The sequence below is a fragment of the Mesorhizobium sp. CNPSo 4684 genome (assembly GCF_057784315.1).
Genome location: NZ_JBWLUX010000005.1, coordinates 89,008 through 103,553 on the forward strand (window position 1 = coordinate 89,008; position 14,546 = coordinate 103,553).

Annotated in this window: 14 protein-coding genes; 7 read left to right on the forward strand and 7 right to left on the reverse strand. The window is 63.9% G+C overall.

Features of this window, described 5'->3' with window-relative positions; all coding sequences use genetic code 11:
- Positions 1-143: 143 nt before the first annotated feature.
- Complete coding sequence (cckA, locus tag AC04SG_RS06120; protein ID WP_112561514.1) at positions 144-2,717, reverse strand: cell cycle histidine kinase CckA; 2,574 nt, start codon at positions 2,715-2,717, stop codon at positions 144-146.
- Between the two features lie 206 nt (positions 2,718-2,923).
- Here cckA and AC04SG_RS06125 point away from each other — a divergent pair, with 206 nt between their 5' ends.
- Positions 2,924-3,637, forward strand: coding sequence for a hypothetical protein (locus AC04SG_RS06125; protein WP_352586816.1), 714 nt, complete (start codon positions 2,924-2,926; stop codon positions 3,635-3,637).
- 173 nt (positions 3,638-3,810) lie between these two features.
- Here the strand turns inward: AC04SG_RS06125 and dksA are convergent, their stop codons facing one another.
- Positions 3,811-4,227 (reverse strand): RNA polymerase-binding protein DksA, encoded by a 417-nt coding sequence (gene dksA, locus AC04SG_RS06130; RefSeq protein WP_112395407.1) that lies wholly within the window; start codon positions 4,225-4,227, stop codon positions 3,811-3,813.
- Positions 4,228-4,478: 251 nt separating this feature from the next.
- On the opposite strand from dksA, the gene AC04SG_RS06135 reads away from it, so the two are divergent.
- From AC04SG_RS06135 to AC04SG_RS06150, 4 genes are all read left to right on the forward strand, one after another.
- Positions 4,479-4,982: a SixA phosphatase family protein gene (locus tag AC04SG_RS06135; protein ID WP_192253704.1), complete on the forward strand. Its 504-nt coding sequence runs from the start codon at positions 4,479-4,481 to the stop codon at positions 4,980-4,982.
- An 85-nt stretch (positions 4,983-5,067) separates the two neighbouring features.
- Complete coding sequence (locus AC04SG_RS06140) at positions 5,068-6,546, forward strand: YcjX family GTP-binding protein (RefSeq protein ID WP_488550300.1); 1,479 nt, start codon at positions 5,068-5,070, stop codon at positions 6,544-6,546.
- On the forward strand, positions 6,543-7,607 hold the full coding sequence (locus AC04SG_RS06145; protein WP_488550301.1) for a YcjF family protein: 1,065 nt from the start codon (positions 6,543-6,545) through the stop codon (positions 7,605-7,607). The genes AC04SG_RS06140 and AC04SG_RS06145 overlap by 4 nt, the downstream gene beginning before the upstream one ends.
- Before the next feature lie 82 nt (positions 7,608-7,689).
- On the forward strand, positions 7,690-8,238 hold the full coding sequence (locus AC04SG_RS06150; RefSeq protein WP_488550302.1) for a hypothetical protein: 549 nt from the start codon (positions 7,690-7,692) through the stop codon (positions 8,236-8,238).
- 74 nt (positions 8,239-8,312) lie between these two features.
- Here AC04SG_RS06150 and AC04SG_RS06155 read toward each other — a convergent pair whose 3' ends face one another.
- From AC04SG_RS06155 to AC04SG_RS06165, 3 genes are all read right to left on the reverse strand, one after another.
- Positions 8,313-8,579, reverse strand: a complete 267-nt coding sequence (locus AC04SG_RS06155; RefSeq protein ID WP_112561811.1) for a hypothetical protein — start codon at positions 8,577-8,579, stop codon at positions 8,313-8,315.
- A 283-nt stretch (positions 8,580-8,862) separates the two neighbouring features.
- The gene (locus AC04SG_RS06160; RefSeq protein ID WP_352561784.1) at positions 8,863-10,071 is read right to left on the reverse strand and encodes an MFS transporter; all 1,209 of its coding nucleotides are present in this window, start codon (positions 10,069-10,071) and stop codon (positions 8,863-8,865) included.
- A 60-nt stretch (positions 10,072-10,131) separates the two neighbouring features.
- Positions 10,132-11,121 carry an AraC family transcriptional regulator gene (locus tag AC04SG_RS06165; protein ID WP_488550392.1) on the reverse strand — a complete coding sequence of 330 codons (990 nt, stop codon included), beginning with the start codon at positions 11,119-11,121 and terminating at the stop codon, positions 10,132-10,134.
- Positions 11,122-11,281: 160 nt separating this feature from the next.
- On the opposite strand from AC04SG_RS06165, the gene AC04SG_RS06170 reads away from it, so the two are divergent.
- Complete coding sequence (locus AC04SG_RS06170; protein WP_488550303.1) at positions 11,282-13,132, forward strand: monovalent cation:proton antiporter-2 (CPA2) family protein; 1,851 nt, start codon at positions 11,282-11,284, stop codon at positions 13,130-13,132.
- Positions 13,129-13,677, forward strand: a complete 549-nt coding sequence (locus AC04SG_RS06175) for a DUF924 family protein (protein ID WP_488550304.1) — start codon at positions 13,129-13,131, stop codon at positions 13,675-13,677. The genes AC04SG_RS06170 and AC04SG_RS06175 overlap by 4 nt, the downstream gene beginning before the upstream one ends.
- Here the strand turns inward: AC04SG_RS06175 and folK are convergent.
- Entirely contained in the window at positions 13,674-14,186 is a 513-nt protein-coding gene (gene folK / locus AC04SG_RS06180) for a 2-amino-4-hydroxy-6-hydroxymethyldihydropteridine diphosphokinase (RefSeq protein ID WP_488550305.1), read from the reverse strand. The genes AC04SG_RS06175 and folK overlap by 4 nt on opposite strands.
- A complete protein-coding gene (gene folB / locus AC04SG_RS06185; RefSeq protein ID WP_112395424.1) occupies positions 14,170-14,529 on the reverse strand; it encodes a dihydroneopterin aldolase in 360 nt (119 codons plus the stop codon). The genes folK and folB overlap by 17 nt, the downstream gene beginning before the upstream one ends.
- Between the last annotated feature and the right edge of the window lie 17 nt (positions 14,530-14,546).

The following is a 14,546-nucleotide window of genomic DNA, read 5'->3' on the forward strand; positions in this document are numbered from 1 at the left end:
TCGCCTGCAATCATGCCAGCGTCACGTCATTGCGCAAGCGGTGAATTAGGGAGATCTAAAGCGCGTCGCTTGCGACGCACTTTAGGCTTTTGTTTTATGCATGTCGTTTTCTCAAAACCGGGGCCACTTTTGAGCGACATGCATCAGGATTCAAGCACGTCCTTGACGACAGTGGCCAGTTGTTTGAGCGAGAACGGCTTCGGCAGGAAACCGAATTGCGCGTCGGGCGGCAGGTTCCGGGCGAAGGCATCTTCGGCATAGCCGGACACGAAGACAAACTTGATGTCGGGCTGGCGCTTGCGCAATTCGCCAAGCAGCGTCGGTCCGTCCATCTCCGGCATCACCACGTCGGACACGACGATATCGACCTTGCCGCCGAGCGCTTCGAAGACTTCCAGCGCCTCGACGCCCGAGGACGCTTCATGGACGGTGTAGCCGCGCGAGGTCAGCGCCCGCGAACCGCCCATGCGCACGGCGTCCTCATCCTCGACCAGCAACACCGTGGCCGAGCCCGACAGGTCCTTGCCGGGATCGGCGGCTTTCACCGGGGCTGCCGGCGCTTCGCCGACTTCACCCGGCTTCTTCGCCTCCGCTATATGGCGCGGCAGGAAGATGCGGAAGATCGAGCCCTTGCCGACTTCGGAATCGCAGAAGATGAAGCCGCCGGTCTGCTTGATGATGCCGTAGACCATCGACAGGCCAAGACCGGTGCCCTTGCCAACTTCCTTGGTGGTGAAGAACGGCTCGAAGATCTTCTTCAGCACGTCCGGCGCAATGCCGGAGCCGCTATCCTCGACCTCGACGACGACATAGTCGGCCGGGGTGAGTTCGCGGTAGGAAAAGCTCTTGCATTCTTCGGCGGTAACATTTCGGGTGCGCACGGTGAGATCGCCGCCGGCCGGCATGGCGTCGCGCGCATTGACCGCGAGATTGACCACCACCTGCTCGAACTGGCCGATGTCGACCTTGACCGGCCACAGGTCGCGGCCGTGGTCGACCTTCAGCTTGATGTCGTTGCCGACCAGGCGGGCAAGCAGCATCCTGAGATCGGCAAGCACGTCGGTCAGGTTCAGCACTTCCGGCCGCAGCGTCTGCTTGCGCGAGAAGGCGAGCAGTTGCCGCACCAGCGAGGCCGCCCGATTGGCGTTCTGCTTGATGTTCATGATGTCGGGGAAGGACGGGTCCGACGGCCGGTGATTGGTCAGCAGAAGGTCCGACGCCATGATGATGGCAGTCAGCACATTGTTGAAGTCGTGGGCGATGCCGCCGGCGAGCTGTCCCACAGCCTGCATTTTCTGGCTCTGCGCCATCTGGCCCTCGAGCGCCTTCTGCTCGGTGGTGTCGACGGCATAGACGATGGCCGATTCCTCAGCCCCCTCGCCGCCGGTGCCATCGGCGACCGCGTTGACGTAGAAGCGGATGTGGCGCTCCTCATTGCCGGGCAGCAGTGTATCGATGGGCTCGATGTCGGCCTGCCTGAGCCGCGCCTTTTCGAAGGCGGCTGCAAAGGCCGGGCGGTCGCGCTCGTGGATGACCGTATCCAGCCGCACGCGGCGGTCGACGGCATCGCGATCGACGACGGAGGAAAACAGCGACAGGAACGGCGCGTTGGTGCGCAGGATGCGGCCGCTGGCGTCGACGCCGGCAATCGCCATTGGCGTGGAGTTGAAGAAGCGGGTGAAGCGCACTTCCGATGCGCGAAGGTCGGCGGACGCGTCCTCACCCTGGGTGCGGTTGAGCACGATGGTGCGGGTCGGGCCGTTGGTCCCCTCGCGGCTGGCCGAAACGCGGTGCATGAAGCGCACCGGCAGCGCCTCGCCGGTCGTCGTCGTCAGATCGAGATCGATGACCGCGTTGCGGGTAGTGCCGGGATCGGCCTTGACCGAGCGCACCAGCGCCATGCCGTCGCCGGCGACGATTTCCGGCAGCGTGACCGCGCCGGGCGTGAAGCTCGCGAGGTCAATGCCCAGCCATTCGGCGAGCGTGGCGTTGATGTAGGTGACGCGGCCCTCCTGGTCGGCCGAGAAGAAGCCGGCCGGCGCGTGGTCGAGATGGTCGATGGCCTTCTGCAGGTCGAGGAAGAAACGCTCCTGCTCTGCCCGTTCCTGCGAGATATCGGCGAGCTGCCAGGCGAGCATGGGCAAACGCTGGCCGGGAACGCTGAAGGTGCGGGCCCGCGCGCGGTACCAGCGCGCGCCTGGTTCCGCGCCCGGCCGGATCGACTGCGCCAGCCGGAATTCGCCGTCGCCGGCCTGGCCGTCGCGCAGGCCCGAGGCCAACCGGTATATGGTCACCGAGGCTTCGGGAACATCGGAAAGCAGGCCTTCGACCGTCTTCAGGTCGGCTGCCGACGCGGCACCGGTCATCTCGGCATAGGCGCGATTGGCGTAGACGACGCGGCCCTTGGTGTCGGTGACGATCAGGCCTTGCGACATCGAATCGACGAAGGCCTTCGACAGTTCATCCCCGGTCGAACGCGGCGCGATCTGCACGAAGCCGATGGCCGTTGCAAACAGGAAGCCGACGCCGATCATGGCAAGCACGCCCAGCATGCCGAGCAGGAAGGGATCGCCGAGACGTTCGCGGAAAATGCCGAAAACGATCGCGGCACCGGTCAAGACGATGATGAAGACGATGAGCCGGGTAACCGCGCCTGGCCGCGTGTTCTGGTCGACGATCGGTACCGGATAGAAATCGCCGCGCGTTTCCCTGGCCATATGCCCCCTGCTCGTGAGTTTGTCCGACATCGCCCCCGGCCGGTTGAATCACATTCTCCTAATCCGGAAAAGGCCTTGGCGGCAAATGTCTGATAAAAATGACGCGCCGGTGTTTCAAGCTGTTCATGAGGCGTGAAGGCAACTTGCGGTGCCCGGTCGCAACGGTCTAGTGTCGCTTCCACTTCAAAACCGATTTGGGGGCACCGATGCAGTGGCTGGATAGCGTGGCGGGTCCTGGATATGCCGCAGCGCTGCTGTGGACGTTTGCCGCTCTTGTCCTGCTGGTCATCGTGCTTGTGATCATCAGGCTGGTCCGCAACCTGACTTTCGGCACCTTCGTTGCCGGCGGCAGGAACCGCAAGACGCGGCTGGCGGTCATGGACGCCACCGCGGTCGACAGCCACCGCCGGCTGGTGCTCATCCGGCGCGACGATATCGAACACCTGATTTTGATCGGCGGCCCGACCGACGTCGTCGTCGAGCGCGATATCAGGCTGGCGGCGCCACGCCGTCCGGCTTTGACCGGCGATGGCGGCGGTGGTGGCCTGCAGCAGCAGGCGCCGCGTCCGCGCGCAGCACAACCCGCCCCCGCCGCACCTGCAAGGCAGGTGCCACCGCCGCAGCCGGCAAGGGCGGCCCCTGCCGCCGTTCCGCCACGCCAAGCAGCACCGGCGCCAAAACCAACCCAAATCTACCAGGCGAGCAATGTGACACCGCTGCCGGCCTATGGCGCCGCCGCCAACACCGCCCGGCAGGCCCCGCCGCCACCGAAGCGCGAGTCCATCGACGACACGCTGATGCGGGAACTTGAGGTCTCGCTCGATGATTCGCACGCCAGCAAGCCGGCGGCGAAAGCGCCGGCTTCGCTCGATGACGAGATGACCAAGCTGCTCGGCGAACTCGCCAGTCAGAAGCGATAAATCCTACCGGAAACCGGCCGGTCCTGACCGGAGTGTGGATCTATACCATTCTTGCGTATGATCTCTTCGAACCGAGGCTTAGCGCGGCAAAAACCCGGAAGCTCCACGCAAAAACAGAAATGGCCGGGAAACCCGGCCATTTCTAATGAAAAGTTCTGCCTGATGGCTGCGGCTCAATCGTCGCGATAGACTTTCTCGCGGCGCTCGTGGCGCTCCTGCGCTTCGATCGACAGGGTCGCGATCGGGCGTGCGTCGAGACGCTTCAGCGCGATCGGTTCGCCGGTTTCCTCGCAATAGCCGTAAGTGCCTTCATCGATGCGCTGCAGCGCCGAATCGATCTTTGAAATGAGCTTGCGCTGGCGGTCGCGGGCGCGAAGTTCGATGGCGCGGTCGGTTTCAGAAGAAGCCCGATCGGCGAGATCGGGGTGGTTGGCGTTTTCCTGCTGCAGGATTTCGAGAGTTTCGCGCGCTTCGCGCAGTATGTCGTTCTTCCAGGTGACGAGCTTCAGGCGGAAGTATGATTTCTGCCGTTCGTTCATGAACGGCTCGTCTTCGGAGGGTACGTAATCGGCGGTAGAGATATCGTTCATTCGACTCACCCAACAACCCCAAATTTCGCGCCTATATATTCGCGCAGAGGAGGCTGCACAAGCGTAATCGGCGCGCGTTTCACGCAATTGTTAATGCCGCAAGGGGCGAGCCACGGCAAAGCCTTCCACAGCAAGGCGCGGGCGAATTCGCACATGATTCGTTGCGCTTGGGTGCCGCCGCCATTGTGCGGCAGGCCTTTCTCGTGGCTAATCCAATTGTCATCTGAGAGGCAGCACACCATGGGGGCCCGGTGAGCAGACTGTATCTGTTGCGGCATGCCAAGGCTGGCTGGGCGCTGCCCGGCGTGCGCGACTTCGACCGCCCGCTCGACGCATCGGGCATTGCCGATGCCGAAATGATGGGGACGGTGATGCGTGCCCGCAACTACATTCCCGATATCACGCTCTGCTCCAACGCCAAGCGGGCGCGCCAGACGCTGGAGGGCATAGCCGGCCACACCGACACCGGCCGGGTGCTGTTCCTCGACACGCTCTACAGCGAGGATGCCGCCGGCTATCTCGCCATCATCCGCGGCAATGGCGGGCCGGGCTCGCTGCTGGTCATCGGCCACAATCCAATGACGGAAGACCTTGCCATGGCGGTTTCGGGCGACGGCGACGAAGCGGCGCGGGCCATCATGAACCATGGCTTCCCGACCTCCGGCCTGGCGGTCGTGCGCTTCGAGGGCACCCTCACCGAGGCCGCGCAAGGCGCGGGCTATCTCGAAGCCTTCCTGACTCCCGCCGATCTCTGAGCGGAGCCGGCCCGGTCCGGACGCCATTTCAAACTGCGGATGCAAAGCCTATATCGGGGCGGACCGAGGCCCGAGAGAACAGATTTTGGCATCATCGCTTACCACTTTCACAGACGAAGCGAGAATTGCCCTGGATACGCTGTCGGGGCGGGCCAGCGGGCTGTTTTCGCCATCGCTGCGGCTCGGCGTCACCGGCCTCTCCCGTGCCGGCAAAACGGTGTTCATCTCGGCTCTTGTCCACAATCTGATCCATGGTGGACGCCTGCCGCTGTTCGAGGCGCAGAAGTCTGGACGCATCGCGCGCGCCTTCCTCGAGGAACAGCCGGATGACGCCGTACCGCGCTTCCAGTACGAGGACCATATCGCCGCCCTCGTCAACGATCGCGCCTGGCCGGACTCGACGCGCGCCATTTCCGAACTCAGGCTCACCATCGAATATGAATCAGCCTCCGGCTGGAACCGCATGTTTTCCAGCGGGCGGTTGTCGGTCGACATTGTCGACTACCCCGGCGAATGGCTGCTCGACCTGCCGCTGCTCGGCAAATCCTTCGCCGATTTCTCGCGCGAAGCCTTCGAAATGGCGATGCTGCCGGCGCGTCACGACCTGTCGCAGGACTGGCGGGCCCTGTCGGCGACGATCGACCCCAATGCCGACGCTGACGAAATGACGGCGCGCCGGCTGGCCGAAGGCTTTGCCGCTTATCTCAAGGCCTGCAAGCTCGACGAGCGGGCGCTCTCGACCTTGCCGCCCGGCCGTTTCCTCATGCCTGGCGACCTCGAGGGTTCGCCGGCGCTGACCTTCGCGCCCTTGCTGCTCCAAGGCGAGCGGCGGCCACGCTCCGGTTCGCTGCAGGCAATGATGGAGCGCCGCTACGAGGCCTACAAGACGCATGTGGTGAAGCCATTCTTCCGCGAACACATCACCCGCCTCGACCGCCAGATCGTTCTGATCGACGCCATGCAGGCGCTGAACGCCGGCCCCGGCGCGATGGCCGACCTCGAACGCGCGGTGACCGAGATCCTCTCCTGTTTCCGCCCCGGCCGCGGCAATTTCCTCACCGATTTGTTTTCGCGCCGCATCGACCGCATCCTGGTCGCTGCGACCAAGGCCGACCATCTGCATCACGAAAGCCATGACCGGCTGCAGGCGATCGTGCGGCGGCTTGCCGACCGGGCCGTGGCGCGGGCGAATTTTACCGGTGCCGATGTCGACGTGGTCGCCATGGCGGCGGTGCGCGCGACACGCGAAGGCATGGTCAAGCAAGGTCGTGAAACGCTGCCGGTGATCATCGGTACGCCGCTGAAGGGCGAGAGGATCAACGGCGAAACCTTTGACGGCAAAGCCGAAACCGCCATATTTCCCGGTGACTTGCCGGAGAAAATTGAAGCGGTTTTCGATGTTTCGGAAGCCGACCACCGGCAGAGCAGCGACGACCCGGCGATCCGTTTCGTGCGCTTTCGCCCGCCAAAGCTTGAACGCACCGCCGAAGGCGTCACGCTGTCGTTGCCGCATATCAGGCTCGACCGCGCCTTGCAGTTCCTGATCGGAGACCATCTGGCATGACCGCGCCCCGCAGACCGGCAGCTTTCCGTATCGAGCCGGAGACCGAATCGAAGCAGGCCCGCAGCCATGCCGAGCCGCTGCCGACGCGCAAGCCGCGCGCCGTCGTCGTGCCGGCCGAAGTCGACGTCTTCGACGAGCCTGACATCGTCGCCGCCGAACCGCCGCCCGCGACCGCGCCGCGCAAGCGCTCGCTGTTCGCCAGCCTGTTTTTCGGCGCGGTCGGGGTCCTGGTTTCGCTGGCCGTCGGCCTGTGGACCGACCAGCTTATTCGCGATCTGTTCGAGCGCGCGGAGTGGCTGGGCTGGCTGGCGGCTTCCATGGCCGCAATCGCCATGCTGGCGCTCGTGGTGGTGCTGGTGCGCGAATTCCTGGCCATCGCCCGGCTGGCCGAGGTCGAAAGGCTGCAAAAACGGGCTCTCGATGCCGTGGCGCGCGACGATCCGAAGGCCGCAAGGGCTGTCGTCGAAGAACTCTCGGCCTTTGTCGCGGCGAAACCAGAAACGGCGGCCGGCAGGCGATCGCTGGCCGAACTACGCGGCGAGATCATCGATGGCGGCAATCTGGTGCGACTGGCCGAAACCGAGATTCTGGCGCCGCTCGACGCTAGGGCAAAGGTGATGATCCTGGAAGCGGCCAAGCGTGTGTCACTGGTCACCGCCGTCAGCCCGCGCGCGCTGGTCGACGTCGCCTATGTCGTCTTCGAGGCCGGGCGCCTCATTCGCCGCTTGTCCGAGCTTTATGGCGGCCGGCCGGGCACGCTCGGCTTCTTCCGGCTGGCGCGCAGCGTTCTCGCCCACCTGGCGGTGACCGGCTCGATCGCCGTCGGCGACAGCTTTGTCCAGCAGATCGTCGGCCATGGCCTTGCCGCGCGGCTCTCGGCGAAACTCGGCGAAGGTGTCGTCAACGGCATGATGACGGCGCGCATCGGCATCGCCGCCATGGAGACGGCGCGGCCCCTGCCGTTCATTGCCGCCAGGCGGCCGGGCATGGGCGATTTCCTGTCGGCGCTGACCTCGTTTACGACCAAAAAAGAGAGTGAAACGCCTGCTTCCGACAAGTGAACGTCCTCTCGCGGTCACCAAGCATTAACCAATCTTGTTCATGGTCGTCCAACAACAACCTCCTTGTTGCCGGGTGTCGTCTATGAAATGCGTAATCTTGTCCTGCGTCCTGCCCCTGGTCGCGCTTGCTGCACCTCTGGGCCTGGCCGGGAAAGCCTCGGCAGCCGAACCCGACAAGCAGTTCTTCCGCACCGTCGAAGGCAAATGGGTCGGCCCGGGCGAGATCGTCGCCGGCAAATACAAGGGCACGAAATTCACCTGCAGCTTCGACGGCTCGACGCCTGACAACAAGACGGGCATGTCGCTCGACGGCGACTGCCGGGTCGGTGTCTTCACCCAGAAAATGTCAGCCACCGTCGAGCGCAAGGGACGCGACTACAAGGGCAACTTCATGGGCGGCGCCGCAGGTTCGGGCCTCGACATTATCGGCGGCAATGTCGTCGATCCCCGCAAGGTGGTCTTCACCATCAACCGCAACCAGTTGCGCGGCGTCATGCAGGCCCGCATCCCCGACGACAATTCGATGACGGTGACCATCGCCGTGCGCGTCGACCAGCAACTGGTGCCGGTGATCGGCATGAGCCTCAAGCGCGTCGATGCCGTCGAAGTCGGCTCCATCGCCAAGAACTGAGTCCCGGCAGCGGCCAGCAAAAAAGGCGGCGGCCACACCCGAGCCACCGCCTTCTGCAATTCCCCAGAACGAAATCAGCCCTTGATGGCGGCCGTCAGTTCGTCATAGGCCTTGCAGGCTTCGTCCAGCGTCGTGGCGCCCTGGTACTTGGTCGTCACCGCCTGCACCTTGGCCGTCAGGTCAGCCGCCTTGGACGGATCCTTGGTGATCGCCTCCTGCAGCGCGGCGGTCATCTCCTGGGCCTTCTTGGCCGCAATCTCCTGCGTGCATTCAGGCGCCTTCGAACAGGCCGATGCGGCAAGCATGGCGACACCCACGCCGACGAGCAAAAACTTCTTCATGTCAGTCATCTCCTCACAAAGGCAGAACTTGATCGTTGCTGCCTTCAAATGGCCGAAGCCGAGCGTCCCTTAGCCGCCGATTGCGGCAAAACGCAACGCGTGTGCCGCATAAACTTGTGTAACGCGGCTGCAACACGCGACGGCCCGGAGTCAGGCCGTCCAATGCATGTCGCCCAAAAGTGCGCAGCGGTTTTGGGATAACGACATGCATAAAAACAAAAACCTAAAGCGCGTCGCACAGGGCCGTTCAGGCGTGAGGCGCTTTAGGTCAGTTGAGCAGGGTTCAGCTGCGAGGCTGTAGCAGCGCCAGCAAAGCTGTCGATGCGGCAAGGACGGCGGTGAGTGTCAAAGGCGCCGTGGCGCCGTAATTGTCCACGACATAGCCGCCGACAACCGCGCCGATGGTGATCGCAACCTGGAAAGAGACGACCATCAGGCTGCCCGCCGCTTCCAGTGCGTCAGGTGCCGCACGGGACAGATTGGTCGGCAGCACCACCGGCCCCATGCCGAAGGCCAAGCCCCAAAGCGTTACGAGCGCGAAGGCAGCGCCGACGTGCACGCCCCAAAGCACCAATGCCAGCGCCGCAAACGCCATCAAGACGGCGGTCACCACGAGCGCCATGCGGATATTGGCGTCGGCCAAGCGGCCGCCGACAATGTTGCCGACCACGGCGGCGATGCCAAATCCGAGCAGAGCCAGCGCAATCGGCCCGGTTGCAAGCAGCGTCACATGTTCGAGGAAGGGGCGCACATAGACAGAGCCGGCGAAATGCCCGGTCATCAGCAAGACAATGGCAAGCATGCCGAGCTGAATGCCGCGCCGCCGTGTCAGCCGAAACACGTCGGCAAGGCTGTTGCTTGCGCTTGCAGGCAAGGTCGGCAGGCTGAGAAACTGCAGTAGCATGGCAACCAAGGCCAGCCCCGCTGTCATGGCCATGGCGCTGCGCCACCCCAGCCAGTCGCTGATCAGCGCACCCATCGACGGCGCGGCAATGGTGGCGAGCGAGACGCCCAGGGTGACAATAGCCATGCCCCGACCTGTCGCATTGGCGCCAACCAGCCTTGCCACGACGGCAACCGAAAGCGCCCAGAAAGCGCTGAGCGCGATTCCCAGCCCGGCCCGGCCCAGCAACAGCAGCCAGAAATTCGGAGCCAGTGCTGCAAGAATATTGGATGCGACCGCCAGGGCCATGAGGCCAACCAGCACCGTCTTGCGGTTCAACCGGCCGATGAGAACATTGCTCAACATCGCCGTTACGGCGCCGACCGAAGCGGTGGCGGTGACGACCTGTCCGGCTGTTCCCTCGCTGATGCCGAGATCGCGCGCCATCGGCGTCAACAGACCTGCCGGCAGGAATTCGGCGGACACCAGGGCAAAGCTGGTGGCCGCCAATGAAATGACCGCGAACCAGGTGGCTGCGCTCCATGCGGTTGGCGCATCGGCGTCAAGGCCAATCGCGGCGTCTTCAAGCTGTAATGTTGTGTCAGTCACGGAAGGATCTCCAAAGTTTGGAGATCTTAGATAGGCGAGTCTGCTCGGATGATATGTACCTTAAAATCCGAAATTCATATCTATTCGTCCGGGAATTGTGCGGCGCACAACACCTGGCGAAACATTGGTGATGCGCTTGAACGCGCGCGCGAAGGATGCCTCGGAATCATAGCCCAAACGGGTAGCGACTTCGGCAACCGACAAGCCGTTTTGCCCCAGCAACTCACGGGCAAGCTGCATGCGCATGCGGGCGAGATAGTGTGCGGCACCCTCGCCCAGGACAGCGCTGAAGCGCTCGGCGAAAATCGACCGCGATTGGCCTGCCACGCCGGCCAGGCTTCCCAGCGTCCAGTTGTGGCCGGGGTTTCGGTGCATGGCTGCCAGAGCGCGGCCAATATGGGGGTCGCGGATAGCTGCGAGCCAACCGGTGGTCGAAGCGCCGTTGCAATTGACCCAGCAGCGGATGAGCCGGGCTGTCAGCAAATCCGCCATACGCGACAAAATGGTGGCGCTGCCCATCTGCGGTTGCGCGGCCTCCACCGTCATAGCCGCCAGCAAAGGACCGACGACGGGGTCATTGCCGGCCACGTCGCAACCCTTGATGACAGGCGGCATCAACGTGATCAATGGGTTGAGCGCACAGGAACCCAAGGCCATCGAGCCGCAGAAAAGGGTGCTCGTCGCGCCCGTTCCCTGCCGTACCAATTCGCAGACGTTGCCGCCGAACTTGGTCACCTGGCAGCCCTCGAGCGAGTCGACCTCAACGTCCGGCGCGCTCGCCAGCCGATGGGCGATGCCTTGCGGCAGCAGCACCAGATCGCCATCGCGCAACTCCTGCCAGCCTTGCGCTTCGGTATGAATCCAGCATGGCCCATGGCCGACAAAATGGAACCGAAGCAGCGGTTGCTGCGGAAAGTCTATGCTCCATGGATGCCGGAGTTCGCAGCGGCCATAGTTGACGCCGCTCAAGCGAAAGTCCTGCAGAACTTCACTGAGCGCATCCATCGGGATATGGGACGGCGAAGACGGTCGGGACGAATGGTCAAGCATTGAGCTGATATAGATGCCGAACGTCCGGCAGGCAAGCGGGAACCGTTGTTCCTCCCGGGGAATCGCGTCAACGGCACCTACCCTTCCTGTCAGGCTTCCCACCCTTGCCTCTAGCTCCAACTGCATGCAAGGAGTGCAGCTGAACACGGGGACAAGAGGCATGGCAGCGGAAGCGTCGGGCAGCGATCTTATTCAGGTGGTGGCGCTGCTTGCCGCGGGCGTCGTCGCCGTTCCGATCTTCAAACGCATGGGGCTGGGCTCGATCCTCGGCTATCTCGCCGCCGGCGTGGTTATCGGCCCGTTCGGCATCCGCATCTTTTCCGAATCGGAAGCCATCCTGCACGTCGCCGAACTCGGCGTCGTCATGTTCCTGTTCATCATTGGGCTGGAGATGCAGCCGTCGCGGCTATGGGGACTGCGGCGCGAAATTTTTGGACTCGGCGCCCTGCAGGTCGGCGTCTGCGCGGTGCTTCTGACTCTCGTCGGATTAGCGGGCGGCTTTCCGATCGCGCAATCCTTCGTTGCCGGCGCCGGCTTCGTGCTGACCTCGACGGCGATCGTCATGCAGCTGCTGGAAGAACGCGGCGAGATGGCCAGCCCCAAAGGACAGCGCATCGTGTCCATCCTGCTGCTTGAGGATTTGGCGATCGTGCCGCTTTTGGCGCTGGTCGCCTTCCTGGCACCGGGCGGTGCCGAGATGACCCTGCAGCAAAGGCTGACCGAGGTCGGCATCGGCCTTGGCGCCATTGTCGGGCTGGTGGTGGCCGGCCGCTATCTGCTCAATCCGTTCTTCCGCATCCTGGCCGACGCCAAGGCACGCGAAGTGATGACGGCGGCCGCACTTCTGGTCGTGCTGGGATCGGCGCTGGTCATGCAGCTCTCCGGCCTGTCGATGGCGATGGGCGCCTTCCTTGCCGGCGTGCTCCTGTCGGAATCGACCTTCCGCCACCAGCTGGAAGCCGACATCGAGCCGTTTCGCGGCATCCTGCTTGGCCTGTTCTTCCTCGCCGTCGGCATGTCGCTCGACCTGCATGTGGTGGTCGACAATTGGCGGCTGATCGCCATCTATGTCGTCGCCTACATGGTGATGAAGGCGCTCGGCATCTATCTCGTCGCCCGCATGCTGAAGAGCGGCCATCGCGAAGCGCTGGAGCGCGCCGTGTTCATGGCGCAGGGCGGCGAATTCGCCTTCGTGCTTTACTCCGCGGCCGCGGCAGTCGGCATCATCGACAGCCGGGCCAACGCCACGCTGACCGCGATCATCATCATCTCGATGGTGCTGACGCCGCTGACGATTATTGCGCTCAAATATCTCACGCCGCGCGACGAGCAGTCGCTCGAAGGCGTCGACATCGCCGAAGGGCTGACCGGCAGTGTTCTGGTCATCGGCTTCGGCCGCTTCGGCCAGATCGCCAGCCAGCCGCTTTTGTTGCGCGGCATCGACGTGTCGATCATCGACAATGATGTCGAAATGATCCAGGCTGCCGCCGATTTCGGCTTCAAGGTCTATTATGGCGACGGCACGCGGCTCGACATTCTGCGCGCCGCTGGCGCTGGTCGTGCGCGCGCCGTGCTGATCTGTGTCGACAAGCCCGACGCTGCCGTTCGCATTGCCGAACTGATCAAGGCGGAGTTCCCGCTGCTGACGGTTCTGGCTCGCGCCTTCGATCGCGGCACAGCGCTGTCGCTCATTCGCGTCGGCGTGGATTTCCAGCTGCGCGAAACCTTCGAATCGGCCCTCGTCTTCGGTGGCTCGGCGCTCGAAGCGCTTGGCGTCGAACCGGAAGACGTCGCCGACGTCATCGAGGATGTACGGCGCCGCGACAACGACCGCTTCGAGACGCAACTGGCGGAAGGCATACGGGCTGGCCGGCGCTTCCTCAGGGGCAACATCGGCACGCCGATTCCGACGCCGCTCGCCCCGCCACGTCGACCCGGCCAGGCGCTGAATGAAGAAACCGCCGGTGTGTTGAACAAATCCGAACCCGCCCAGCCAGAGGAAGGCAGATGACCGCATTGGATGAGCGCGCGCTCGCCGTCACCAAATTCTGGCGCGAGGCCGGCGAAGACGCCTGGTTCGAAAAGAACGACGCTTTCGATGCGGATTTTCGCAGCCGATTTCTCGACCTGCATTATGCGGCCGCGCGGCGCGAGTGCGACGCCTGGTCGGAGCATGCCGAGGGCTCGCTGGCGCTGATGATCCTGCTCGACCAGTTTCCGCGCAACTGCTTTCGCGGCTCAGGCCATATGTACGCCACCGATCCGCTGGCAAGGCACTTTGCCGCCAAGGCGATCGCCGCCGGCCATGACCTGGCGCTGGAAGAAGACCTGCGCGTCTTCCTGTATCTGCCTTACGAACATTCGGAACTGCCCGCCGACCAGGACAGGTCGGTTGAGCTCACCACTGCCAGGGCGCCGGAGTATATCAAATACGCGGTCGAGCACCGCGACATCATCGAGCGTTTCGGGCGCTTTCCGCATCGCAATCGCATGTTTGGTCGCGAGACGACGGCGGACGAACAGGCATTTCTCGATGGCGGCGGATTCTCCGGCTAACCCAGCCACCAGTCGCGGCCGGACGCCAGCCGCTCTATGCCTGACGTATCGACGGCGCTGAGCCGCTCGCTCACGCTGCGGCCGCCAACCGCCAGTTCCGGCGCGATCTCGGCCAGGGGCGCCAGCACGAAGGCGCGCTCCAGCATCCGGGGGTGCGGCACTTCCAGCCCGGTCTCGTGGATGATGCGGTCGCCGAACACCAATATGTCGATGTCGATCAGGCGCGGCCCCCAGCGCTCCTCGCGCACCCGCTTCAGCTTGCGCTCGGCCTCGAGGCAAAGGTCAAGCAGCGCCCTTGGCGTCAGCGCGGTCGAGATTTCGGCAGCGGCATTGAGAAAATCCGGCTGGTCGAGCTTGCCCCATGGCGGCGTGCGGTAGAGCGAGGAGACGGCGATGACGCGCGTGTTGTCGTCGGCGTCGAGCAGGCGCAGCGCCGTCGCCATCGAGGCCGCTGGATCGCCGAGATTGCCGCCAAGGCTGAGATAGACCGTGTTATTCGGGCCAGACAACGGTCACCTCGACATAATCGAGCACACCGGGCACCGGCGCGTTCGGCTTGCGCACGGTGATCTCGGCCTTCCTGATCTGCGGAAACCGCGCCGTCAGCGCCTTTGCCACTTCGAGCGCCAGCGCCTCGATCAGGAACCGGCGGTGTCCGGTGACGATCTTTTCAATCACCGTGAAGGCGATGCCGTAATTGACGGTGTCCTCGATGGAATCATCCTCCAGCGGGCGGCTGGGCTCGACCGTCAACTCGGCATCGACATAGAAACGCTGGCCAAGCGCCTCCTCCTCATCCAGCACGCCGTGCCGGGCAAAGAAGGCGCAGTTCTTCATGCGGATGACATACATTTCTTAGGTTCCTGGGC